Origin of the sequence: Alteromonas sp. IB21, from assembly GCF_016405965.1 — a bacterium.
Classification (GTDB): domain Bacteria; phylum Pseudomonadota; class Gammaproteobacteria; order Enterobacterales; family Alteromonadaceae; genus Alteromonas.
Genome location: NZ_JAEFCD010000015.1, coordinates 39,554 through 63,717 on the forward strand (window position 1 = coordinate 39,554; position 24,164 = coordinate 63,717).

A 24,164-nucleotide genomic window follows, 5' to 3' on the forward strand; every position below is an offset into this window, starting at 1 on the left:
TTAGGCCAACATCATTTTTGCTTTTTTAAGTGCAGCAAATAGGCTGTCCACTTCTTCAAGCGTGTTATAAATTGAGAACGATGCACGAGCAGTACCGGGAACACCGAGACGCTTCATTAATGGCTGGGCACAATTATCGCCAGTGCGAATCGCCACACCTTGCCTGTCTAAGATAAACCCAATATCAGCCGGGTGTGCGCCATCAAGTGCAAAGCTTAGGACGCCAACCTTATTAGGGGCCGTTCCTATGATACGCATGCCTTCAAGTGCTTCAGCCTGCTGTGTCGCATAAGCAAGCAGTTTTTGCTCGTGCTCGTGCAAGGCTTTTACATCAAGGCCACTAAACCAATCTACTGCGGCTCCCATGCCGATAGCACCGGCAATGTTAGGCGTGCCTGCTTCCAAACGATTTGGTAACGCTCCCCATGTAGCTTCATGGTAAGTGACATCTTTAATCATTTCGCCGCCAACCTGCCAAACCGGCCAGGTTTCTAGCACGTCTTTTTTACCCCATAGGCAACCGATGCCCGTTGGGCCAAACAATTTGTGACCAGAAAAAGCGTAGAAATCGCAGCCAATATCTTGAACGTCAACACCGCCGTGAGCGATGCCCTGTGCGCCATCAACTAGAACCCATGCACCAACAGCTTTGGCTTTTTGGGTGAGTAACTTGATAGGGTTGACGGTGCCTAGCGCATTAGAAACATGAGGAAAAGCCACCATCTTGGTGTTTTCAGACAGCAATCTATCGAATGCGTCAACGTCAAGTTCTCCGCTATCGAAGATTGGAACAATGTTGAGCGTTGCACCAGCACGTCTGCAGGCCTGCTGCCACGTAACTAAATTGGCGTGATGCTCAAGTTCAGTCACCATTACTTCATCGCCTTCGCTAAGAAGCTGACCTACCCCATTCGCCACTATGTTAATGGCTTCAGTAGTGCCGGCAGTCCAGATGACTTCTTCGCGAACCGTTGCGTTAATAAACTTAGCTACGCTGGTACGTGCATTTTCATAGCGGCGGGTCGCCTCATCCGATAGATGATGCGCGCCGCGGTGCACGTTCGCATTCGTCCCTGTATAAAAGTCGACAAGCGCGTCAATTACAGCCTGAGGCTTTTGCGTTGTCGCTGCATTATCAAGATAGACGAGCGGCTTGCCGTCTACCGTTTTAGATAAAATGGGAAACTGGGCACGAAGTGCTGCAACGTCTAAGCTCATTTAACCTCCATTTGGGAGAAACGCTCACTCAAGATAGGTGCTAGCCATTCACGCACCGCCGCATTGGGCACGTCGTTGATAAGCTCTTGAATAAACCCAAAATTAAGCATGACCAACGCTTTGCTGCGAGAAATCCCGCGGGTTAGCATGTAGTACAGCGATTCTTCTTCAATTTCGGCAACCGTTGCGCCGTGGGCACATTTAACGTCATCAGCGTAAATTTCAAGCTCAGGCTTAGTGTTAATAACGCCACGGCGAGATAGCAACAAATTACGGTTGTTAAGCTCTGCTAACGTTTTCTGAGCATCACGATGAATATGGATACGGCCATTGAATACAGCACGGGCTTTGTCACCTACGATGCCGCGCGCATTTTCTTCTGTCGTGCCATTGGGCATGGCATGCTCAATCGTTGAGTGAAGATCGAATAGTTCGCCCTCAGCCAGAAGATAAATGGCGTTCATTTTCGCATCGGCAAATTCGCCAGCGTGATGGATATCAACGTCTAAACGGGATAACTCACTGCCATACCCCACCATAGTGCTGTTGAGCGTAGTGCGGTTGTGAAGTTTAAAGTGGCTACCACCTAACTGTTTTGCTTTGCCAGTAAACATGGCAAAACGATAATGCTCTAGATGAGCATCATCACCTAAATCGTATTCAGCAAACGCGGTTGTTAAGCTTTCGGTATCACCGAAGCCTTGCTCAATGACGGTAGCGCTTGCGCCTTCAGCGACTTTCACGACTACGCGGGTATGCGCATCTACATCTTGTGAGGCCATGTTTACGATACGAACCGGCGTATCAATTTTCGCGTTTGCTTCTACGTTGATAAATACACCGTGTTGGCATAATGCATCGTTCACCAAACCAAACATATGACGGGCAGGTTTAACCTGACCATATACGCTACTTATGGCCTGCTGTGTTGCAGCATCATCGGTATTTAGTGACGTGATTGTCATGCCAGCCGGTACGTCTAACGTATTAACCTGTGTTATCAAAACGCCATCAACAAAAATCAAGTCTAGAGCATTAAGGTTATCTATAGCCGGTACTGGCAGGTTCTCAGCTTGTACAGCTTGTTTTGCTTCACGCTTTTCTACAGACGTGAGCGGCGTAAAACGCCAGCTCTCACTTCTTCGAGCTGGCCAACCGTCGGCTTTTAACTGTGCTAAGGCCTGTTGACGCACGGGCGATAAATAGTCGTCGCGCTGCGCTGTATCAATGACCTGTTCTAGCCATTGACTCATGCCTCAGCCTCCTCGTACGCCTTACCTAGGAATGCGTATCCGCTCTTTTCTACTTCTAGCGCTAATGACGCATCGCCACTTTTGACGATTTTACCGTCGGCAAGAATGTGTACAAAGTCAGGCTTGATGTAGTCAAGAAGACGCTGGTAGTGAGTAACAACAATGAAGCTGCGCTCACCGTCGCGTTGGCTATTTACGCCATCGGCAACAACCTGTAGGGCGTCGACGTCAAGGCCAGAGTCTGATTCGTCAAGAATACAAAGTTTTGGCTCTAGCAAAATCATTTGCATGATTTCGTTACGCTTCTTCTCACCACCTGAGAAACCTTCGTTTACACCGCGCTTAAGAAAGTCTAGTGGAAGCTGAACTTGCTTACATGCCTCTTTCGCCTTTTTAAGGAACTCAGCAGCAGTCAGTGGCGCTTCGCCGCGCTCTTCACGCATGGCGTTTACCGACTCTTTCATAAATTCCATGTTGCTAACGCCAGGAATCTCTACTGGGTATTGAAACGCAAGGAAAAGACCTTCTCGCGCACGCTCTTCAACATCAAGCTCAAGCAAATTTTTACCGTTAAGGGTCGCTTCACCTTCACTTACTTCATAGCCGTCACGCCCAGAGAGCACGTAACCTAGTGTACTTTTACCGGCACCGTTAGGGCCCATGATAGCGTGTACTTCACCAGGTTTAACTTCAAGGTTAAGACCCTTAATGATGTTTTTCTCTTCCACGCTGGCATGTAAATTCTTGATACTAAGCATTGATTACCCCACTGAACCTTCAAGACTAATTTCGAGCAGTTTGCCGGCTTCTACGGCAAATTCCATTGGCAGCTCTTTGAATACTTCTTTACAGAAGCCGTTAACAATCATAGAAACGGCTTTCTCTGTGTCTAGACCGCGTTGCTGACACAAGAATAATTGTTCGTCGCTCACCTTCGATGTTGTTGCTTCGTGCTCAACAATGGCCGAAGGGTTACGGCTTTCGATATAAGGGAACGTGTGAGCGCCACACTTGTCGCCGATAAGTAGCGAGTCGCACTCGGTGAAGTTACGTGCACCGTCTGCGCGCGGGCCCATTTGAACCAGTCCGCGATAAGCATTGTTGCTGTTACCCGCTGAGATACCCTTGGAGATGATGGTCGACCTGGTATTTTTACCCACATGGATCATCTTCGTACCGGTATCGGCCTGCTGACGACCGCGCGTTAACGCTACTGAGTAGAACTCACCCACACTGTTGTCGCCTTTAAGAATACAGCTAGGGTACTTCCACGTTACCGCAGAGCCCGTTTCTACCTGCGTCCATGATATTTTCGCGTTGGTATGCGCAATACCGCGTTTCGTTACGAAATTGTAGATACCGCCTTTGCCGTTTTCATCACCCGGGTACCAGTTTTGTACCGTTGAGTATTTGATTTGGGCGTCGTCCATCGCAACTAATTCAACCACCGCAGCGTGCAGCTGGTTTTCGTCGCGCTGCGGTGCAGTACAACCTTCTAGATAGCTCACGTAGCTGCCTTCGTCGGCAACAATCAACGTACGTTCGAACTGCCCCGTGTTCATTTCGTTAATACGGAAATAAGTAGAAAGCTCCATTGGGCAGCGTGTGCCTTTTGGAATATAAACGAATGAACCATCTGTAAATACCGCGCTGTTTAGCGCTGCGAAGTAGTTATCTGTGCGCGGAACTACTGAACCAATGTATTTCTTAACAAGGTCTGGATATTTGTGAACCGCTTCAGAAATCGGGCAGAAAATAACGCCCGCTTCTTCGAGCTTTTCGCGATATGTGGTCACAACAGAGACCGAGTCGAATACGGCGTCAACTGCAACACCCGCTAACATTTCTTGTTCGTGCAGCGGTATACCCAGCTTCTCATAGGTACGCAGTAGCTCAGGGTCAACTTCATCTAGCGACTTCGGCTTATCTTTCATACTCTTTGGTGCCGAGTAGTAAGAAATTGATTGATAGTCGATTTTAGGATAGTCAACGTGTGCCCAATCTGGCTCTTCCATTTCGAGCCATGCACGATAAGACTTCAAACGCCATTCAAGCATCCATTCTGGCTCATTTTTCATTGCTGATATGCGGCGGATAACCGACTCGTCCAGGCCGCTTTCAAACGTTTCTGATTCGATTTCTGAATAGAAACCCGCATCGTACTTTCTTTCTAACGCCTGTTCGATCTGTTCACTCATGTTGGGATCTCACTTGTTTGCCTGCATTTGCTGCCACTTTGCTTTCCTGACGATTAAATTACCCCACGGTCTTGGTAATTTAAGTACTCACTTTTGTTCGGCCTTTAATCTGTTAAGCATCTATACGCTTACCTAAACGGCCGAAACTGCCAGTTACATTGAGGACAGCCTAAAATTTTGGTGCCGTAGTATATAATACCCGACTATTTCACTCAAATATTCAGCCGCTATTTTACAGCGGTAAATACTCTTTTGACGCTACATGTGGCATTTTCTGCGCCCCATGGCTATTAATTTTAATTCATAGTCTTCACATGAAGACTCACTCTGAATGGTGATTCACGCGGTAATTGCAGCACGTAATTTCGTCGTTACGTCAACAACCTTCTTTACTACGTAATCTATGTCATCTTGGGTCGTAAAACGTCCAACGCTAAAACGAATGCCCGCATGGGCAAGTTCGTTGCTTCGACCGATAGCCTTTAATACATATGAAGGCTCTAAGCTCGCCGATGTACATGCTGAGCCAGACGATACCGCAATATCGTTCAACCCCATCATTAGGCTTTCACCATCAACACCAGCAAAACTAACATTAAGAATACCTGCTATACGCTGTGTCGCATGGCCGTTAAGATAAATATCGTCTAGTTGCTGCAAGCCTTGCCAAAGTGAATTTCTAAGGGCGAGTATGCGCGCATTATCATCATCCATCTTAGATACGGCTAAAGAAAGCGCTTCACCCATTCCAACAATTTGGTGAGTAGCTAGCGTACCCGAGCGCATGCCCCGTTCGTGCCCGCCACCGTGAATTTGTGAAACTAACTTAATTTTAGGACGTCGGCGGACGTAAAGTGCTCCCATTCCTTTCGGGCCATACATCTTGTGAGCCGACATCGACAGCAAATCTATGGGTAACTCCGCCAAATCCATTGCAATTTTACCCACGCTTTGCGCTCCATCCACATGAAAAAGCACATCATGCCCGCGGCAAATATCACCAATAGCTTGAATATCTTGAATTACACCTAGCTCATTATTCACGTGCATAACAGACACTAAAATGGTGTCTTCGCGCAGCGCATTTTCTAGATCTGTTAATTTTATCAGCCCGTCTTCTTGTACCTTAAGATAAGTAACTTCAAAGCCTTGGTTTTCCAGGTACTCGCAAGTGTCTAGGACTGCCTTATGTTCAGTGGCCACGGTAATAATATGCTTACCTTTCTCGGCATATCCCTCGGCTACGCCTTTTATCGCAAGATTATTAGACTCGGTGGCACCTGAGGTAAATACAATTTCTCTTGGGTCACAGTTGAGGGCGTCGCTTATTTGATTTCTTGCGACATCTACCGCTTCTTCTGCCATCCAGCCAAATCGATAGCTACGAGAGGCTGGATTGCCAAAGTTTCCGTCAAGTGTCAGGCACTTTGCCATTGCCTCGGCAACGAGTGGGTCTACCGGTGTAGTTGCGGCGTAGTCTAGATAAATGGGTGTTGATAAAGCCATGGGTTAGTCAAAACCTACTTAGAGTTGAATACTTACTTCAATGTCGCTAGTTATGTGACGCAGGGATGCGTTACTGTCTTGACGACCAGCGACCTCTTGAACATCCCGCTTTGCCATTAGCTCACCTAACGTGATTGAATTTAAAAACGTAGCGATTCGATCACTTAAATCCTGCCACAGGCTATGGGTTAGACAGCGGTCGCCGCCTTGACAGTCAGCTTGACCTTGACAGCGTGTGGCGTCGATTGATTCATCCACTGCGCGAATGACCTCTCCTATCGCTATCTCGCTGGCTTCACGGCCTAATAAATAACCGCCGCCAGGACCACGAACACTATCTACTAGTTTCTCTTTACGAAGGCGAGAAAAAAGCTGTTCTAAATAGGATAAGGAGATTTCTTGTCGTTCTGAAATGTCGGCAAGAGGCACTGGACCACGCTTTGAATGCAAAGCGACGTCAAGCATCGCGGTAACCGCATAGCGCCCTTTAGAAGTGAGTTTCATTGGATTCTCCCGCCGTTTTGTGATGGCTGAAATTCTCACATACCCGACTAAATTGGTCAAGTATAAAACCTAGTAAAATAGTCAAGTATTATTGATGGGTGCAATCGGATTTCTAAATGAAAAAAGAGTGACTCACACTCCTTGAGATAGACGAACTACATTAAAGGCAGTCATCTTACTCAGTGTTTAGATGAATGTGGGCGAGAATACTGTCTGCTATTCGATGGGACTGAAGGGTATCAATTTGGTGGCGCAACCCGCGCAGAACCTGATGTTTCGCCCCCGATATTGCTTTTGCTGTAGCGGCACCGCCACTTGGGTGAACCATGCGATCCACATCACCATGTATCACTAACGTAGGGGCAGTGATCTTCTGAAGCGATGTGGTGCGATCGCCGGACTTCATTATAGCTCCAATTTGTCTAAACATGGCTTTAGCGTCACTCTTTGCGCCATTTCTTTGCCATGCTAGTCGCGCATATTGATGCCACTGATTAATAGCATCTTCTGCCACACCATCGCCAATATGGGTCATCATAGCGTGGTAGTTTTTAATGGCCTCGCTTTCATTCATCGGCGCTTTTGCTCTGGCCATTCGCAATAGCGTTGAATAAGAGGGCTGCCCTACCCGTCTATTCCCTGTTGTAGAAAAAATCGAGGTTAAAGACTTAACATTTTTAGGATATTCGCTGGCCAGCGTTTGGGCTATCATTCCACCCATCGACATGCCTACGATATGTGCATTCTCAATGTTCAATGCTGACATTAGCTGCACGGTATCCTCAGCCATTTTGTCTAAACCGTAAGCATCTTTGGGCGCTCTACCCCGCAACTGCTGCAATAAATTAGGGTGAGGAGTATTACTACGAACAGAACGGCCGGCATCACGGTTATCAAAGCAAATTACATGTAAACCACTTTCAACTAACCGCTCAATAAGAGCTTTGGGCCAATATACAAGCTGTAAGCCTAGCCCAGCTATTAAAATTAGGGTGTCGTCATTGCCCGCTCCGTGCTCTGCGTAGCAAAATTTGTCGCCGCATTTTAGCGTTATATACTGTTCATTATGCTGCGCTAAGCTCATATTATTTCTCTTGAAATTTTCGACAAAATCATCAGCCTTGCTCTGCTCTTTTTTCAAATTTCAGCGCAGGGTCATCAACGCAACCTTTGCGAAAAATCTTCACATCTTCTGCATAGTTGAACGACATCGACCAGGGAAAATGCATACCTTGCCGGGGTAGCTTGTCTAATGACCGTTGAATATATCCTGCACCGAAGTTTAGCAGCGGCTGTGTTTCCATATCTGGATCTGCAATAGGCGTACACTGCAAAAAGCCGTGATGCTTCATGTGATTCAGTAACCGTGTAAAATGCTCGCACAAAAGCCCTATTTTTAACGTCCAAGAAGACGCTGTGTACCCCACCGCAATAGCGAAGTTAGGGACACCACTAAGCAACATGCCTTTGTACGTGACGCATGTTGGAAGGGACACGGGGTCGCCATCTATCTTGGGAATAAGCCCCCCTAACGGTAAAAGATTCAACCCTGTGGCAGTAACAATAATATCAGCATCTAAATGTTCGCCTGACTCAAGTTGAATACCCGTTTCGGTAAAAGTATCGATAGTATCGGTGGCAACCGAGGCCTTTCCACTGGAGATTGATTCGAACAAGTCTCCGCCTGGAACAGCGCAAAGCCTTTGCTCCCAAGGATTATAAGGAGGATTGAAGTGCTTATCGACAGGATAGCCTTCAGGCAGCATTTTGATGTTTAGGCTGCGTATGATTTTTCGGGCTCGTTTCGGGAAGCGCTGGCAAAATGCATATACCCAGCGCTGTTTCGCAATATTAAACCGTCTGGCAGCATTAAATGCGATATCGTCGTTAAACAAGGCGCGTAAATACTTTGCGATAGGATCTTCTACAGGCACAGGCAATACATAAGACGGCGTTCTTTGCAGCATTGTCACGTGCGAGGCTGTTTTTGCAATTGCAGGAACCAGGGTTACCGCCGTCGCACCGCTGCCTATTACGACAACTCTTTTATTTGCGTATTCCAGATCTTCGGGCCAGTGCTGAGGATGAACGATTTGACCGTTAAAACGGCATTGCCCTGAAAAATCTGGCGTATAACCTTTGTCATAACGATAATAGCCTGACGCATTGAAGATCCACCTTGCAGCTACTTGTTCACTTTGCCCGCTTTGTTCAGACTCAAGCGTTACCAGCCAATACTGTTTGTCAGTTTGCCAATTTATATCAACAACACGGGTTAAAAAGCGTATGTGCTTTTTAATTCCGCTTTCGACTGCCGTCTCTTCTATGTAAGCCTTTATTGAATGTCCATCTGCAATGGCTTTTTTTTCTTTCCACGGTTTGAAGTCGTAACCGAAGGTAAATAAATCGGAGTCTGACCGAATTCCCGGGTACTTAAATAAATCCCAAGTGCCGCCGAGATCACCTCGTGCCTCAATAATCGAATAGGACAAGTCAGGACATTTCTTTTGAATGTGGTACGCACAACCAATTCCGGAGATTCCCGCGCCAACAATCAATACATCTAAAAATGGCACTGTCTTTTGCATACTTGACCTGAAGTGATGACTAACATTTCACATCAATGTATGTTCAAGATGGGGAGTAGTCAATTAAGACTGTTAATTTAAGGTTAACACAACATATTATCGCATTAATGCTGGGTTAAAGCTTAGCTTAAGGCTCGTCCTTTACACTTATAGGAATGACTCAGTGTTTAAATTGCCGGGTCGAACGAAGAATGTGCCTTCTCTCGCTCTTGGGTTTCTTTCAAATCGAAACCTGTGTCAGCAAAATCCTCAGCGCTGATATTATGTAAGTTGTCTGTACACACTTCACCACCTAGTGACTGAATAACCTTGCACATCTCTTCCACTTTTGTGTCCATTTGGTGCATATGTTCCAGCATGATACCCATGGCATTCGCCACAGGATCAGGGTTATCAAGCGCAACCGCGTAGGCATCAAAACCGTATTTTTGGGCAATTTTGTCACGCTGGGGGTTTACCGTTGCATTTGAGTCTTTTTGTTTGGAAATAATGATGCGCCCCGGGATCCCCACTGCGGTTGCGCCATCGGGAATATCTTTTACCACAACGGAGTTAGACCCTACTTTGGCATTTTCGCCAATAACGATTGGCCCTAGTACTTTGGCACCTGCGCCAATTACCGCCCCATTTTTAAGTGTAGGGTGACGTTTACCTGCCTTCCAGCTAGTACCACCAAGCGTGACGCCATGATAAAGGGTTACGTCATCGCCTATTTCGGCTGTTTCACCAATGACCACACCCATACCATGGTCGATGAATACTCTGCGACCTAAGGTTGCTCCAGGGTGAATTTCTATGCCCGTCAGCCAGCGGCTAAAGGTTGATAAGGTGCGCGCCAACCATTTCCATTCCGCCTTCCAGAGTTTGTGACTTACGCGATGCAGCCACACTGCGTGCAGGCCAGGATAATTAGTTAACACCTCAAAGGTGTTTCTAGCCGCGGGGTCACGATGAAAAACACCTTTGATGTCATCTTTAATACGGGCAAACATAATGCTTACTCTTGCTCTTCTTTCGACGTGTTTTCGATAACCGGCGCTTCAGTTGAGTCACTTTGACTTACACTTGCTGACTTAACAGATTTGTCGATAGACGCCAAAATACCGCGCAAGATATTCAACTCTTGCGACTCTGGGCGTGCTCGATTGAACAAACGACGAAGCTTAGTCATCACAACGCCAGGATGGCTTTTGCGAATGAACGATGTCCCCTCTAGTGTAGTTTCAAGGTGCGCGTAAAAACGCTCTAAATCTTCGTTTAATGGGTACGTTTCCTCTACGCTTGGGTAGCTTTCACGATTTAGGAAGGCCATGCGAATTTCGTAACACAGGGTTTGAACAGCAGCTGCCAGGTTCAGAGAGCTATATTCAGGGTTAGCCGGAATACACATATGGAAATGGCACTGCTGCAATTCTTCGTTCGTTAAGCCACTGTTTTCGCGACCAAACACCAATGCAACTGGGTACTTTTCCACTTCTTGAACTAGCTTTTCACCGCAGTCACGAGGGCCAAGCATAGGCCAAGAATGCGTTCGAGAACGGGCTGATGTGCCTACAACTAAACCACAGTCTTTTACCGCTTCTTCCAATGTGCTAACAATTTTGGCATTTGCTAGTACATCCCCAGCGCCAGCCGCTAAAGCACTTGCTTGGCCATCAGGTTCGTTCACTGGGTCAACAAGATAAAGGCTACTGAGCCCCATGGTCTTCATGGCGCGCGCCGTCGAGCCAATGTTCCCAGTGTGAGAGGTGTTAACCAAAATGATGCGAATATGTTCGAGCATGCCTGCGATACCTACGTACTTTCAAAAAAGGATGATACTGATATGTTAAGCATCATCTAATGAACTTCAATTAGGGCAAGTTTATCACAGCGGCAGTATAGATGGCTATTCGGAGCTGTCTCCAGACTAACGAATTGGATGCATATGCTAGTCCTTTTAAAAGTTGTGTAAGTCAGCCGCTTCTTGTTTTTCTGTATTCGTCATCTAATCCAGTCTTTACTTCTTTGATTAGCACGCTCTGTTATGGGATTTCATTTGCATCGCTCACTGATTCTGGTAGACTCCGCCCGTTTTCGAAAACAACTAGCTATTTTTTATACAGCTGGATTGTTTCATTGGTCTTTTACAATTGGTGGTTTATCTATGCATCCTATGCTGAATATTGCGGTGCGCGCTGCGCGTGCGGCTGGAACAGTTATTGTTCGCGGTTTTGAAAAACATAACGAAGTAGCAACAGAGTCGAAAGGCTTAAACGACTTCGTGACACAAGTTGATAAAGAAGCAGAACAAGCGATTATCTATAAAATTCAGCAGTCATACCCAGAGCACTGCTTCCTAGGTGAAGAGTCTGGTGAGGTTCATGGTAAAGAGACAGATTATCAGTGGATTATCGATCCATTAGATGGCACCACCAATTTCGTGAAAGGCATTCCTCATTTTGCCGTTTCAATTGCACTTCTTCACAAAGGCCGTTTAGATCAAGCGGTTGTATTCGATCCTATCCGCAGCGAATTGTTTACCGCTAGCCGTGGACAAGGTGCACAGCTTAATGGTTACCGTATTCGCGCTTCTAAGCCTCGTGATCTTTCAGAAACCATCATTGCTACTGGTCTTCCGTTCAAAAACAAGTCTGCATTCGGTGAATACGCACTTAGCCTAAACAAAATTTTCCATGAAGTAGGCGATATTCGCCGCGCAGGTAGCGCAGCGCTAGACCTTGCTTATGTAGCTGCTGGTCGTCATGACGGTTACTGGGAGCGCGGGATCAAATCTTGGGATATCGCAGCAGGTGAACTGATTGTTCGTGAAGCGGGCGGTTTGGTAACCGACTTTAAGGGTAACAATGACCCGCTACATAAAGGCGAAATTGTTGCTGGCAGTGCAAAAGTAGTTCAAGGCTTGGTTAAACACCTTAAGTAATCTGCTATCGAGCAGAAAAATAGTAAAGGCGCTATTTTAATTTCAGCTGGCGCCTTTCCTTTCACAAAGCTCTATGAAACTTTTCTTGGTAAGAACCTACCTTTTATACTTTTTAATGTGAAATTTTTTCCAGCCTTAATAGCAGGCCTTTCAATAAGCAAGAATGTTATTGCAGATATTACCACTACAACAAAAGACACTATCGGAAGGAATAGAGCGTACTCACTTAATGTTAAATTGGATATTTTTGTTGGTGACCAATAAGTGAAAATAAAGTACAACACTACCCCATGTAATAAATAGATGCTGTAGCTTATTTCACCGAGAAGCACAGAAGCCCTTGCAGATAGTATCCCAAAAATGCTGTTACCGGAGGCCACTAATATGAACAGAGCCGCCATCATAATTACATGAAACGAATCCAGCGTATGAGGATAAATTAATAGAATGGCTACTAAGAAAAGGCTTAGGGTTGAAACCAATAAATGGTCGTAATTTAAGTAAGCATTAATATACGCAGAAAGCGGGTAAGCAGCCGCACCGATAGCAAAGTATATTAAATATTCAGATGAAAAGTATCCAACACGAATTGGATATATGTAAGTATAAACCGCTACCAACCCGAGAAAAATAAGTCCTAACTTCCCTACAAAACGATTCAAACAAAATATAATTGGCAGCATCAAGTAAAACAACCATTCATACTTTAATGTCCAATCAACACCAGCGATTATAGTCTTTGTATCTGAAACGTCATTTATAGTTCCACCAATAAAAAACATCCATTTAACATATTCTTTAAATAAGTGTTTAGCTGACACGCTGACTTCAAAGCTTGAAGCTGAAAATACGAAAAACGATATCGCGCAAAGTGAAAACAGATATAACGGATATATCCTGAATATTCTCGACTTATAAAGAGAGAACCAATTTACAGCCCGATCTTTATTTATTATACGAGAGAAGAACAAGAACCCTGTGATCATAAAAAATATCGCCACTCCTACTTTTCCCAAGTTTTGAAAAAAATTTTCAGGTGGACGCTGCCAAACTTGATTTAACTTCCAATAATAGGTAATCACGTAATGGTGAAAAAAAACAGATAATGCAAGGTATCCTCGTATACCATCGATAGCTCCAAATCGATTGTTTCTACTTGAAAGGTAGGAAAATTTTTTCGTTTTGCTTAAAGTAAACCCAAGCACCATACAGGTAAAAAGAGACAATATAGTTATCAAAAAACCTTGCAAATTTTCCATGTCTTATATTCCTTCGATTTCAGAACCTCATCCATGAAATCTGCAGTTACAGTAAGGCGCTAGTAAAATAAGTTTGTATATTAATACTTTTTTGTTTGCAAAAAAAACCGCATCACTGGATGCGGTTTTTGAATTTAAATGCTATTTGCCCCACATCTTAAGGCATAGGGTCTAAATCTGCGCCTTCTTTATCCACTTGCGGTGGCATTAGGTCTTCTTTACTGATACCTAATGCAAGGGCCACTGAACTTGCTATGTACACCGATGAGTAAGTACCTACCACTACACCAAATAATAATGCAGTGGCGAACCCATGAATAAGTGCTCCACCTTTGTAAAATAGCGCAACCAAAACTAACACTGTCGTTAATGAGGTGATGATAGTACGGTTTAGGGTCTGCGTTAGCGAGATGTTGATAATCTCAACAGGTTCACCTTTACGAATTTTGCGGAAGTTCTCACGAATACGGTCACACACAACAATGGTATCGTTAAGTGAATAACCAATCACCGCAAGCACCGCAGCCAGTACCGTAAGGTCAAATTCAATTTGCAGTACCGAAAACAAGCCTAACGTAAGAATAACGTCGTGCGCTAGCGCCGAAACAGACCCTAACGCAAAACGCCACTCAAAGCGCATCGCGACATAAACTAAAATACATAACAGCGCAACCAGCATTGCTAGGCCGCCCTGTTCTGTCAGTTCTTCACCGACGTTAGGACCGACAAACTCAATACGTCGCATATCGACAGCCGTACCGTCAGCACGCAGTGCCTCTAGCACCTGCTCGCCAATAGTCACTGCTTTGACACCATCTCTCGGTGAAATACGAATAAGTACGTCTTGGCTGCTTCCGAAGTTTTGCACAATGGCATCTTCAAAATTAGCCTCGTTTAGTTGAACGCGAATAGCCTCTAAATTGGCTGAATCTTCGTAGCCCACCTCAATTAACGTACCGCCAGTAAAGTCTAAGCCCCAATTAAGGCTATTCACCCCAAGAGAAACAAAAGAGCCAATAATGAGAATTGTCGATAACACCATCGCAGGAAAGCGAAGGCGCATGAAATTAACGGTTTCGGATAATTTTAATAATTGCATTTTACGCTCCTTAAATCGCTAATTTCTCTACACGTTTGCCGCCCCATACTGCGTTAACAATAACGCGAGTAACCAAAATAGCGGTAAACATTGAAGTTGCGATACCAATCATTAGCGTAATAGAGAAGCCTTTAATTGGGCCGGTACCTACTGCGAACAGTATTAGACCAGCAATGAAAGTAGTGATATTCGCATCCAATATGGTTGAGAATGCACTGTCATAGCCGTGATGAATAGCTTGCTGTGGACTACGCCCATCGCGAAGCTCTTCGCGGATACGTTCAAAAATAAGCACGTTCGCATCTACCGCCATACCAACGGTTAGAACAATACCCGCCATACCTGGAAGCGTTAACGTTGCGCCCGGGATCATCGACATAATGCCAACAATCATTACCAAGTTGGTAATAAGGGCAATGTTCGCCACAACGCCAAATGCTTTGTAGTAAATCAACATAAAAACAAGCACTGCCGCTAAACCATATACAATAGCCTGCATACCTAGCTCAATGTTTTCTTTACCCAAGCTTGGGCCTACGGTGCGTTCTTCAACAATTTGAATTGGCGCAATAAGTGCACCCGCGCGAAGTAGCAACGCTAAATCACGAGCTTCTTTTGGAGAATCAAGCCCAGTAATTTGAAACTTACTGCCTAGCTGTGCACGAATGGTGGCAACAGAGATAACCTGTTCTTCTTTCTCAAAGATTAACTTGCCGTCTTTATTTCTCTCACCCGTGGATTTGTATTCAATAAATACAGTAGCCATTGGCTTACCAATATTGCCTCGGGTCAAGCGAGACATCTTGTTACCGCCCTCAGAGTCCAGTGAAATATTGACGTTTGGAAGACCGTACTCATCTACCCCACTGTTTGCATCAATAATATGGCTACCAGTAAGCATAATGCGCTTTTCAAGTAGCTGAGGAATGCCTTGTTGGTCTTCGATAACTTGAGAACCAGGTGGTACACGGCCATTCAATGCGTCGCGAATATCGTTCTTCTGGTCAACCATGCGAAATTCTAGTGTCGCCGTTGCGTTTAGAATTTCTTTTGCACGAGCGGTATCTTGAATACCTGGTAGCTGAACCACAATGCGCTCTGCACCTTGTTTTTGAACAAGCGGCTCTGCCACACCAAGCTGGTTCACACGATTACGAATAATGGTGATGTTTTGCTTAACCGCGTTGTCACGAATTTCCTGAAGCTTACTTTCAGCGAAAATAGCGCGAAGGGTTAGGTCGTCGATTTGATTGAAGGTAAGATCACGGCTTTGATTGCGTAGGAAGAATTCAGCCTTATCAAGGGTTTCTTCATCCCGGAAAGTAATGTCGATATGGTCATCAACCTGCTTTACGCCACGATAGCGAATACCTTCTTCACGCAAAGATGTGCGAAAACCATTCTCTGCGTCTTCCAACGACTTAGTGATTACTTCTGACATATCCACTTCCATTAAGAAGTGAACGCCACCTCGAAGGTCAAGGCCAAGCTTCATTGGCGTACCACCTAGCCCTTCAAGCCACTCTGGCGTGTCTGGCGCCAGGTTCATAGCAACGTAGTAATCATCACCGAGCACTTTTTCAAGGGTTTCGCGAGTAACAAGCTGCGTATCTGAATCAGAAACACGAACTAAAATTTGCTCGTTTTCAAACTCAACACGTTTAGGTGAGATATTCTTTTCGGCAAGGGCTGCTTTTACTTGCTCAACGGTGGCGTTTGTCACCACAGCATCACGGCCAGCTGAGATTTGTACGGCGTGATCTTCGCCGTAAATGTTAGGAAGTGCATAGAGTGCACACATTGCAACAACAATGAGTACACTCAGTACCTTCCAAATGGAGTTTTTGTTTAGCACTGGATAATCCTTTCGTGCCAAAACCGGGAAGCATCCCGGCCCCGGCGGTTGTTACTTACAGTGACTTCATTGTGCCTTTTGGCAGCACAGCAGTTACTGAAGACTTCTGAACAACGATGTTGTTTGATTCATTTAGTGCCACTTCAATGAAGTCTTTTTCTTCTGACACTTTTGTGATTTTTCCTACCAAACCACCTTGGGTTAGCACTTCATCACCTTTGCTTAGTGAAGAAACCAAGTTCTTATGCTCTTTTACGCGCTTTGCCTGTGGACGGTAAAGCAGGAAGTAAAAAATAAGACCAAATACGGCCAGCATAATGATCATTTCCATGCCACCACCTTGCTGAGCACCGCCAGCTGATTGCGCGTAAGCGTTTGAAATAAATAGGCTCATAAAATTCCCCAAGTATTATCGTTGTTATAGTGCCGGAACCGGCAACCCTTTTTGTTCATAAAATTCTTGTACAAATTCATCTAGCGTACCAGCGTCAATCGCATCGCGAAGACCCTGCATTACACGCTGATAGTAACGAAGGTTATGAATGGTGTTTAGGCGCGCACCCAAGATTTCGTTACATTTGTCCAAGTGATGTAGATATGAGCGAGAATAATTTTTACAAGTGTAGCAATCACAATTCTCATCTAATGGTGACGTGTCGTTTCTGTGTTTCGCATTGCGAATCTTCACTACGCCTTCAGTCACAAACAGGTGACCGTTACGGGCGTTACGCGTTGGCATTACACAGTCGAACATATCGATACCGCGACGCACAGACTCAACCAAATCTTCAGGCTTACCTACGCCCATTAGGTAGCGCGGCTTGTCTTCAGGAATTTTTGGTGCAGTGTGGTCAATAATGCGGATCATATCTTCTTTTGGTTCGCCTACTGAAAGACCGCCAATGGCGTAACCGTCAAAACCAATAGCTTCAAGACCAGCAAGCGACACATCGCGCAGCCCTTCGTACATACCACCCTGAATGATTCCAAATAAAGCCGCTGGGTTGTCGCCGTGTGCTTCTTTACTTCGTTTAGCCCAGCGAAGCGACATTTCCATCGAAATACGCGCTTCTTGCTCAGTCGCAGGATATGGCGTGCATTCGTCAAAAATCATAACAATGTCAGAACCTAAGTCACGCTGAACTTCCATCGACTTTTCAGGTGTAAGCAGGATCTTTTCGCCATTTATAGGAGAGCGGAATGTTACACCCTCCTCGGTAATTTTGCGCAAGTCGCCCAAGCTAAACACCTGAAAGCCGCCCGAATCAGTAAGAATGGGCTTATCCCAATTCATAAAATCGTGCAGGTCACCGTGCTGACGAATAATGCCAGTGCCAGGACGAAGCATAAGGTGAAATGTATTTCCAAGACAGATGTGTGCACCGCTGTCTTTTAATTCTTCTGGGGTCATCCCCTTAACCGTACCGTAAGTGCCTACGGGCATGAACGCTGGGGTTTCAACAACACCGCGTTCAAACACCAAACGACCGCGTCTGGCTCGGCCGTCGGTTTTTAACAACTCAAATTGCATGTGCAAGCATTCCCAATTTAATGCGCGTTTGCGCTGGGTATAAAAATAAATTGGCGGCGATTATACCAGTAATTTTGCTGAGATCATGCCCCGTATCTATGTTTATCTGTAACTAAACGAGTACGAGGCAAATAAACGCCTGCATTTTCTAGGCGCGCTCAATAAACATTGAATCACCATAACTGAAGAATCGATACTCTTTTTCAATGGCTTCTTGATAGGCATTCATTACATTATTTTTACCTGCAAACGCGCTAATTAGCATCATTAGCGTGGACTCTGGCAAGTGGAAGTTTGTGAACATGGCGTCCACAACTTTAAACTCAAAACCTGGATAGATGAAGATCTCCGTATCCTCATTAAACGGCGCAATAATTTCTTTATTTCCGCTATCAGCACTCGCCTTAGCGGCTGATTCTAGGGAACGCACTGACGTAGTGCCTACCGCAATGACTCGTTTGCCGTTAGCTTTTGTTTCAAGCACTGCGTCTACTACTTCTTGCGGAACTTCGGCAAACTCTGCATGCATTTTATGCTCTTGGATGTTGTCAACACGAACTGGCTGAAACGTCCCTGCACCAACATGCAAAGTCACAAACGCCAAATTCACGCCTTTCGCTTTTAACGCACCTAGAATAGCCTCATCAAAATGGAGCCCAGCTGTCGGAGCTGCTACTGCACCAGGCTTCTCATTATAAACCGTTTGATAACGCTCTTTGTCTGAGTTTTCATCGGGGCGATCGATATAAGGAGGAAGTGGCATATGGCCGTGAGCTTCTAACAGCGACAGCACGGTTTCATCGTGCTCAAATTGCAGAACAAATAACGCATCGTCTCTACCAGTAACCGTTACATTCACCTTTTCTTCAAGAATAAGCGTCGTACCCGGTTTCGGCGCTTTACTAGCTCGCACATGTGCAAGTGCAGTATTGTCAGACGTAATACGCTCTATAAGTACTTCTACTTGGCCACCCGTTTCTTTCTTACCCAGCAGGCGCGCTGGGATCACCCGTGTGTTGTTAAAAACTAGCAAATCACCAGGGTCTACAAATTTTAGCATATCAGCGAACATGGTGTGTTCTACACTGCCGCTTTTACCGTTTAGGTGTAATAAGCGACTAGCTGTACGCTGTTGAGTGGGATATTTGGCGATAAGTTTTTCGGGTAGCTCAAAGCTAAAATCTGATAGTTTCATAGTTACAACAATATTAGGTGTTAATGTTAAGCCAAGGTGCAATTTTAAGTATCGTTAAGTTTATACTAAAGGCTAAAGAATTGGCTAAAGCTTACAGAAAAGAAAGCAGTACAAATCTTAAAGCTCATACTTTTCAGATAGCTACACAGGTTCGTATAATTTCAAATAACTAAGCATCGAAAGAGATACGCTCGACCATCATTCTTTGATAGCATCATTTTTCTTAAACGCTTAAGATGAGCGTAGATAGTGATGATGTTCTCCCAATAACATTCCTTATTATTTGTACCCGGCATTTGCTGGGTATTTTTTTATCTGCAATGCCGATATATCATCCACGCTTTCACAATTTAAATCTGGTTATAAACCTGGCTCTGTGTCAACAAAATCTCTACTGCCCAACGATATCCCCTTATTTTACGCGTTTTAGCGTTCAAGATCAGTTAAGATTTCTTCTAAAAGTGCAGCATCTAGTGGACGTGCTTTCAATACATATAAGATTTGTAACAGTAAATCCGCGCCCATTATCCCTTTGTTAACCTTGTTTCTAAGATTATCTGCGCTTTGCTCAACCCCAATTTCCTCAAGCCTTTGGCTTAACGCTTGGTACTTTACGCCCCGAACCGACATTTCAGACTTCACTACTCTAGCCACGGTTTGTCGCCACGCATTTTTAGCTTTTATCGTCGTCAAGACGACCTCCAAAACCACACATTTGTGATATATAATTTACAAAAACACACTTTTTTACACTTAAAGCACGTATTTAATATTGACGATTATGGCACAATGCGTCTACACTGCAAGTCAAGATATTGGCGAAAGTGGAAATAGTCGGTACAGTACAGCGGGTGCCGCCACCTTTGATTGCTTTCTTTATAAGGTAGAGAAACACAATAAGGTTAGCGCCCCACACACGACATTCATTTTCAACATTATCGCTTCAATAATTAAAGGAGAAAGGTATGAGCTGGGAACTGGAGAGCATCGAGAGCTTATTAAAAGAGCACGATGACTTTGTGGTAACACGTGAGGAGAACTGCCTGCTTATTGCTAATCAAGACGGCATTGATGCATGGCTTGCGATTAGCGGAGAGCAGATATTAGTGGAAAGCCTCTTGTTTGCTGCTTCTGATGTAAAAGACAAAGCCGCGTTAGACCATGAAATTTTGTCTACCCATATGGTGTTTCCTCTTACCACAGTAGGCATTTCAAACATTGGTGGTGAAGAATACTACACAGCCTTTGGTGCACTAAGTGCCCAGTCAAAAGCCGAAAGTATTGTTATTGAAGTCGAAACCCTGTTTCAGAATGTTGCATCTTTCTTAGATGCCTACGAAACACACCTTAACTAAAATTTACTTCTTAAGGAGAAGCGAATGTCAGTGTGGAAAAAACTAATTACTGCAGTAAAAGGTGGTGCTACCGAAGCTGCTCAGTCTGTTGCAGACAGTCAGGCTATTCGAATTCTGGAACAAGAAATCAGAGAGGCCAAAGAAGAGTTGCGCAAGTCCGACCATGCGCGTACGCAAATTTTGGCGAAGTGTAAGCTTTCTCAACAGAAAGTCGATAGCTTTAATTCGTCCATCGCCGAATATGAAGCGCATGCTCGCAAGGCGATTGATAGCGACCGTCAACTTGCCCTTGACTGCGCGCAGAAAGTGGCTGAACTGAAAGAAGAGCGTGAGCAAGAGCAAGCATATCTTGATCAATTTAAGCAGTCAGAAAAACAACTTGCGCATAATATTCAGCAGGCTAAAGCTAATTTGCGTCGACTTGAACAACAGGTTGATATGGTAAAGGCCACTGAAAGCGTTCAGAAAGCACAAGTTGCTGTGTCTTCACGCCACATGGGCGCGAATAGCAAAATGAAAACGGCGACAGAGTCATTGTCTCGTATTCAGGATAAGCAAAAGATGCGCAATGCTGAACTACAAGCAGCGGAAGAGCTTGCTAGCGAAGAGTCGAGCAGCGATCTTGAAAAGCGCTTAGCCGAAGCAGGTATTAAAGGCAGTAAAACCTCAGCCGATGACGAGCTAGCGCGAATTCTTGGTAAGTAAGTATGTGAAATGGGAGCTTTAACGCTCCCATTTTTAATTCTTGTTACAAAATCATACAGTTAAACTCACCTTTTGGTGATAACCTAACCTAGACAAATCAAGCACTTCAAGGCAGAGTAAGGGCACGCATAACAAGGGCTGTTTCTTTTATGTCTCCATGGATAAAACTGCGAAAAATCATGCTGCAATATTTTGCAGAATCACGTTGGTACACCATAGTTGGTGCCACTGCTTTTTACGCAGTAACAAGTTACTGGCTGCTGTACGCTGCTAACGAAAAAGATCTCATTGCCAATACCGACTTTGTCTACTGGCTAGCGGTAACCGCCTCAACGGTAGGCTATGGCGACTTGTCCCCTGTCACACCAGCCGGAAAATTAATTGTAGCGCTTTACGTCATACCGCTTGGTTTAAGTATCTTCGCCATGGTTATTGGTCGAATTGCAGCTTGGGTTTCATTAACGTGGAAGAAAGGATTGTTGGGTATGAATAGCTTAATGCTGAATAACCATATCTTGGTAATTGGATGGAATGAGCAGCGTACCATGTTGCTTCTCGATTTGATCCTTAAGGAGCGTGACGCCATGGCTGAGCGCCCAGACATTGTGTTGTGTGTAAAAGCCGATATTACTAACCCAATGCCAGGTGTTATTGAATTCGTGAAAGTCGACTCATTCAATAAAGACGAGGACATGGACCGCGCCTGTGTTGGCACTGCCCGAACCATTCTCATTGATAATCCTCAAGATGATGTAACCATGACAACCGCGCTTTACTGTACTAAACGTAACCCTGATGCGCATCAAGTGGCTTATTTTAACGATGATAGCTTGGTCGGCCTTCTGCAAGACCACTGTCCGAAAGTGGAGTGTACACCCAGTGTTGCTATTGAAATGCTGGTTAAAGCAGCCTTTGACCCAGGCTCAAGCATGCTCCATCACGACTTATTGAGTATTGATGAGGGGCAAGCGCAATTTTCTGTCAAAATTCCAGAAAGTTGTTCAGCGATTTCCGTAGCCAAATTGTTTGTTAACTTGAAACGTAAGCACGACGCTATATTTATCGGCTATGCGCCCAATGGTTTGGTAAAAGAAATGGTAGTAAACCCGTCATTAGATGCTACGTTGAATCCGGGCGACACGTTATTTTATATTGCCGAGCGCCGAATTAATGCAATTAACTGGTCGTCTCTTGACGCTGACTAAGAGGCCGTAAATATGTTTAGTAAGTTATTTAAGAAAGCGGAACCCAAAAAGCCTAAATCGCCTGAAATCATGGGGCTTTATCTTGGTGGTTCCTTCGAATTGGATAATTTAAAGCTCTCCCTTTTAGAGCCTGAATTAACCATAGAAGGCGCTGCACGCTCCCAGCTTATTCAAGCGGTTGGCGAAGCACCGCTAGATACTGGCGGTACCCTACTTCGATTTTATACCGATGACGACGGCTTCTTACAGGTCGTTACCGATGGCGGTTTATCAGAAAACCATGTTACTGATGTTAAGCTCTGGCACTTTTACGAAACAAAAACCATTGGCAATACTGCCCAGTGGAATGACTGCTTGAAAAACGTGATTAGCCAGCCTACCTATGAGCTAGATGGCAAGGTGTTTACCCGGGTTTGGGGCGCAGTAGGTGACGAATCGCCGCCGGTAGCGGTAACAGAAACTACTTATGAAGAAGATGGGGATGTAAGTAAAACCGATCAATTTATGATGCTTTACGAGCGTCCTATCGCAAATAATAGAGTAGAAACATTGCTTGTTGTAGGTGAAGAAAAACAAGTGGGTAATAATTTAGACAGATGTTTGGTGGTCTCTACAGGCTTTGATATAGAGCCTGCCGATATCACGATAAACGGTTAATTAAAAAGGAATAGTTATGGATACAATCATGCAATCTTTGGCAGGCTTAGATAACTTTGCGCTTTACTTCGGCTTGTCGATTGTCTTTCTGTTTATCTTTAAACTCGTGTATGCGCTAGTTACCCCGCATGATGAATGGAAGCTGGTTAAAGAAGATAAGAACGTCGCTGCCGCTATTGGTTTCGGCGGTGCGATTATTGGTTTTGCCATTGCATTAGGTAGTGCTGCTTCAAACTCTGTTGCCGTGGTGGATTTTGGTATTTGGGCGCTGGTCGCTGTTGTTGCACAGTCTCTCGCCTTCGCCATCTTACGCTTTAGCTTCATGCCAAAAATCGCAGAGCGCATCAACAACAATGAAGTTTCGGCAGGTGTGATGCTTGCCAGCATGTCAATTGCCGTTGGCTTATTAAATGCCGCTTGCATGACCTATTAAGGGGGCAGCGATGACTGATAAACAAAATACTCCGCTTAACCTTCATGAAAATATGCAAGGTGAAAAGCCCGTACTAAAGCGTACCAAGCACATTGACCTTAGCCGCATGCGAAAAGGCTTTAGTATTAAGCCCTTGGCGTTGGGTGTCGCTAGCGTTATGTTAAGCGGTTGTGGTGGGGAAAAAGAAGATGCCACTATTTACACTTCACTAGAAGACTGCAAACAGGACTACCCTGGCGCCGTAGAGCGTTGTGAAGCTGCTTACCAAACGGCGGTAGACGAGGCCATGCGCACCAGCCCGCGCTTTAGTTCTGAATATGACTGCGAACACGAATTTGGTCCTAATCAGTGTCAGCAAGTGAATAATGGTGGTGGTAGCTTCTTTATGCCATTTATGGCGGGCTATATGGTGAGCTCTTTGCTTTCACCAAGTCGTTATTACTCTCAACCTTTGTACACGTCGTATTCGTACAACTCACCGTTTCGTTCACGCTGGATAACTGCAGACGGCTATGTCTTCGACGGTGATATTCGAAAAAGAAATTACCGTGTAAATAAGGACGTTTACAAGCCTAAGCCCACAGTGAACCGCACGATGAAACGAGGCGGGTTTGGTAGCAGTGTGCGTGCTAAATCGTCTTGGGGCAGCAGCAGCCGTAAAGGCGGCTGGGGCGGATAAG

At 45.0% G+C, this 24,164-nt stretch carries 24 protein-coding genes; 7 read left to right on the forward strand and 17 right to left on the reverse strand.

What is annotated here, in order from left to right; all coding sequences use genetic code 11:
• From JC525_RS11560 to trmJ, 10 genes are all read right to left on the reverse strand, one after another.
• A complete protein-coding gene (locus JC525_RS11560) occupies positions 1–1,218 on the reverse strand; it encodes an aminotransferase class V-fold PLP-dependent enzyme (RefSeq protein ID WP_198815978.1) in 1,218 nt (405 codons plus the stop codon).
• Positions 1,215–2,471, reverse strand: a complete 1,257-nt coding sequence (gene sufD / locus JC525_RS11565) for a Fe-S cluster assembly protein SufD (RefSeq protein ID WP_198815979.1) — start codon at positions 2,469–2,471, stop codon at positions 1,215–1,217. Before sufD ends, JC525_RS11560 begins: the two co-directional genes overlap by 4 nt.
• Positions 2,468–3,229, reverse strand: a complete 762-nt coding sequence (gene sufC / locus JC525_RS11570) for a Fe-S cluster assembly ATPase SufC (protein WP_198815980.1) — start codon at positions 3,227–3,229, stop codon at positions 2,468–2,470. Before sufC ends, sufD begins: the two co-directional genes overlap by 4 nt.
• 3 nt (positions 3,230–3,232) lie before the next feature.
• Positions 3,233–4,669 carry a Fe-S cluster assembly protein SufB gene (gene sufB, locus JC525_RS11575; protein WP_198815981.1) on the reverse strand — a complete coding sequence of 479 codons (1,437 nt, stop codon included), beginning with the start codon at positions 4,667–4,669 and terminating at the stop codon, positions 3,233–3,235.
• 339 nt (positions 4,670–5,008) lie between these two features.
• A complete protein-coding gene (locus JC525_RS11580) occupies positions 5,009–6,175 on the reverse strand; it encodes an IscS subfamily cysteine desulfurase (RefSeq protein ID WP_198815982.1) in 1,167 nt (388 codons plus the stop codon).
• An 18-nt stretch (positions 6,176–6,193) separates the two neighbouring features.
• Positions 6,194–6,679 (reverse strand): Fe-S cluster assembly transcriptional regulator IscR, encoded by a 486-nt coding sequence (gene iscR, locus JC525_RS11585; protein ID WP_105931634.1) that lies wholly within the window; start codon positions 6,677–6,679, stop codon positions 6,194–6,196.
• A 175-nt stretch (positions 6,680–6,854) separates the two neighbouring features.
• Positions 6,855–7,763, reverse strand: coding sequence for an alpha/beta fold hydrolase (locus JC525_RS11590; RefSeq protein ID WP_198815983.1), 909 nt, complete (start codon positions 7,761–7,763; stop codon positions 6,855–6,857).
• A 31-nt stretch (positions 7,764–7,794) separates the two neighbouring features.
• On the reverse strand, positions 7,795–9,267 hold the full coding sequence (locus JC525_RS11595) for a flavin-containing monooxygenase (RefSeq protein ID WP_198815984.1): 1,473 nt from the start codon (positions 9,265–9,267) through the stop codon (positions 7,795–7,797).
• 167 nt (positions 9,268–9,434) lie between these two features.
• The gene (cysE, locus tag JC525_RS11600) at positions 9,435–10,259 is read right to left on the reverse strand and encodes a serine O-acetyltransferase (protein WP_198815985.1); all 825 of its coding nucleotides are present in this window, start codon (positions 10,257–10,259) and stop codon (positions 9,435–9,437) included.
• Between the two features lie 5 nt (positions 10,260–10,264).
• Complete coding sequence (gene trmJ, locus JC525_RS11605) at positions 10,265–11,050, reverse strand: tRNA (cytosine(32)/uridine(32)-2'-O)-methyltransferase TrmJ (protein WP_198815986.1); 786 nt, start codon at positions 11,048–11,050, stop codon at positions 10,265–10,267.
• Positions 11,051–11,413: 363 nt separating this feature from the next.
• Between trmJ and suhB the strand changes: the two genes are divergently transcribed.
• Positions 11,414–12,190, forward strand: coding sequence for an inositol-1-monophosphatase (suhB, locus tag JC525_RS11610; RefSeq protein WP_105931756.1), 777 nt, complete (start codon positions 11,414–11,416; stop codon positions 12,188–12,190).
• Between the two features lie 71 nt (positions 12,191–12,261).
• On the opposite strand, the gene JC525_RS11615 is transcribed toward suhB, so the two are convergent.
• The 7 genes from JC525_RS11615 to JC525_RS11645 form a co-directional block, all read right to left on the reverse strand.
• Positions 12,262–13,449: an acyltransferase family protein gene (locus JC525_RS11615; protein WP_198815987.1), complete on the reverse strand. Its 1,188-nt coding sequence runs from the start codon at positions 13,447–13,449 to the stop codon at positions 12,262–12,264.
• A gap of 157 nt (positions 13,450–13,606) precedes the next feature.
• Positions 13,607–14,548 carry a protein translocase subunit SecF gene (gene secF / locus JC525_RS11620; RefSeq protein ID WP_198815988.1) on the reverse strand — a complete coding sequence of 314 codons (942 nt, stop codon included), beginning with the start codon at positions 14,546–14,548 and terminating at the stop codon, positions 13,607–13,609.
• 10 nt (positions 14,549–14,558) lie between these two features.
• Complete coding sequence (gene secD, locus JC525_RS11625) at positions 14,559–16,403, reverse strand: protein translocase subunit SecD (RefSeq protein ID WP_198815989.1); 1,845 nt, start codon at positions 16,401–16,403, stop codon at positions 14,559–14,561.
• A 55-nt stretch (positions 16,404–16,458) separates the two neighbouring features.
• Positions 16,459–16,797 carry a preprotein translocase subunit YajC gene (gene yajC / locus JC525_RS11630; protein ID WP_159494471.1) on the reverse strand — a complete coding sequence of 113 codons (339 nt, stop codon included), beginning with the start codon at positions 16,795–16,797 and terminating at the stop codon, positions 16,459–16,461.
• Between the two features lie 24 nt (positions 16,798–16,821).
• A complete protein-coding gene (tgt, locus tag JC525_RS11635) occupies positions 16,822–17,934 on the reverse strand; it encodes a tRNA guanosine(34) transglycosylase Tgt (RefSeq protein ID WP_198815990.1) in 1,113 nt (370 codons plus the stop codon).
• 148 nt (positions 17,935–18,082) lie between these two features.
• On the reverse strand, positions 18,083–19,129 hold the full coding sequence (queA, locus tag JC525_RS11640) for a tRNA preQ1(34) S-adenosylmethionine ribosyltransferase-isomerase QueA (protein ID WP_198815991.1): 1,047 nt from the start codon (positions 19,127–19,129) through the stop codon (positions 18,083–18,085).
• Positions 19,130–19,555: 426 nt separating this feature from the next.
• Positions 19,556–19,759 carry a DUF6471 domain-containing protein gene (locus JC525_RS11645; RefSeq protein ID WP_233095149.1) on the reverse strand — a complete coding sequence of 68 codons (204 nt, stop codon included), beginning with the start codon at positions 19,757–19,759 and terminating at the stop codon, positions 19,556–19,558.
• Between the two features lie 335 nt (positions 19,760–20,094).
• Between JC525_RS11645 and JC525_RS11650 the strand changes: the two genes are divergently transcribed.
• The 6 genes from JC525_RS11650 to JC525_RS11675 all read left to right on the forward strand — a co-directional run bounded on the left by JC525_RS11650 (position 20,095) and on the right by JC525_RS11675 (position 24,163).
• Positions 20,095–20,484: a DUF2170 family protein gene (locus JC525_RS11650; RefSeq protein ID WP_198815992.1), complete on the forward strand. Its 390-nt coding sequence runs from the start codon at positions 20,095–20,097 to the stop codon at positions 20,482–20,484.
• 24 nt (positions 20,485–20,508) lie between these two features.
• The gene (locus tag JC525_RS11655; RefSeq protein WP_198815993.1) at positions 20,509–21,189 is read left to right on the forward strand and encodes a PspA/IM30 family protein; all 681 of its coding nucleotides are present in this window, start codon (positions 20,509–20,511) and stop codon (positions 21,187–21,189) included.
• Positions 21,190–21,338: 149 nt separating this feature from the next.
• The gene (locus JC525_RS11660; protein ID WP_198815994.1) at positions 21,339–22,394 is read left to right on the forward strand and encodes a potassium channel protein; all 1,056 of its coding nucleotides are present in this window, start codon (positions 21,339–21,341) and stop codon (positions 22,392–22,394) included.
• A gap of 12 nt (positions 22,395–22,406) precedes the next feature.
• Complete coding sequence (locus JC525_RS11665) at positions 22,407–23,051, forward strand: YjfK family protein (protein ID WP_198815995.1); 645 nt, start codon at positions 22,407–22,409, stop codon at positions 23,049–23,051.
• A gap of 16 nt (positions 23,052–23,067) precedes the next feature.
• Complete coding sequence (locus JC525_RS11670; protein ID WP_198815996.1) at positions 23,068–23,484, forward strand: DUF350 domain-containing protein; 417 nt, start codon at positions 23,068–23,070, stop codon at positions 23,482–23,484.
• Positions 23,485–23,494: 10 nt separating this feature from the next.
• Positions 23,495–24,163 (forward strand): DUF1190 family protein, encoded by a 669-nt coding sequence (locus JC525_RS11675; protein WP_198815997.1) that lies wholly within the window; start codon positions 23,495–23,497, stop codon positions 24,161–24,163.
• Position 24,164 lies beyond the last annotated feature (1 nt).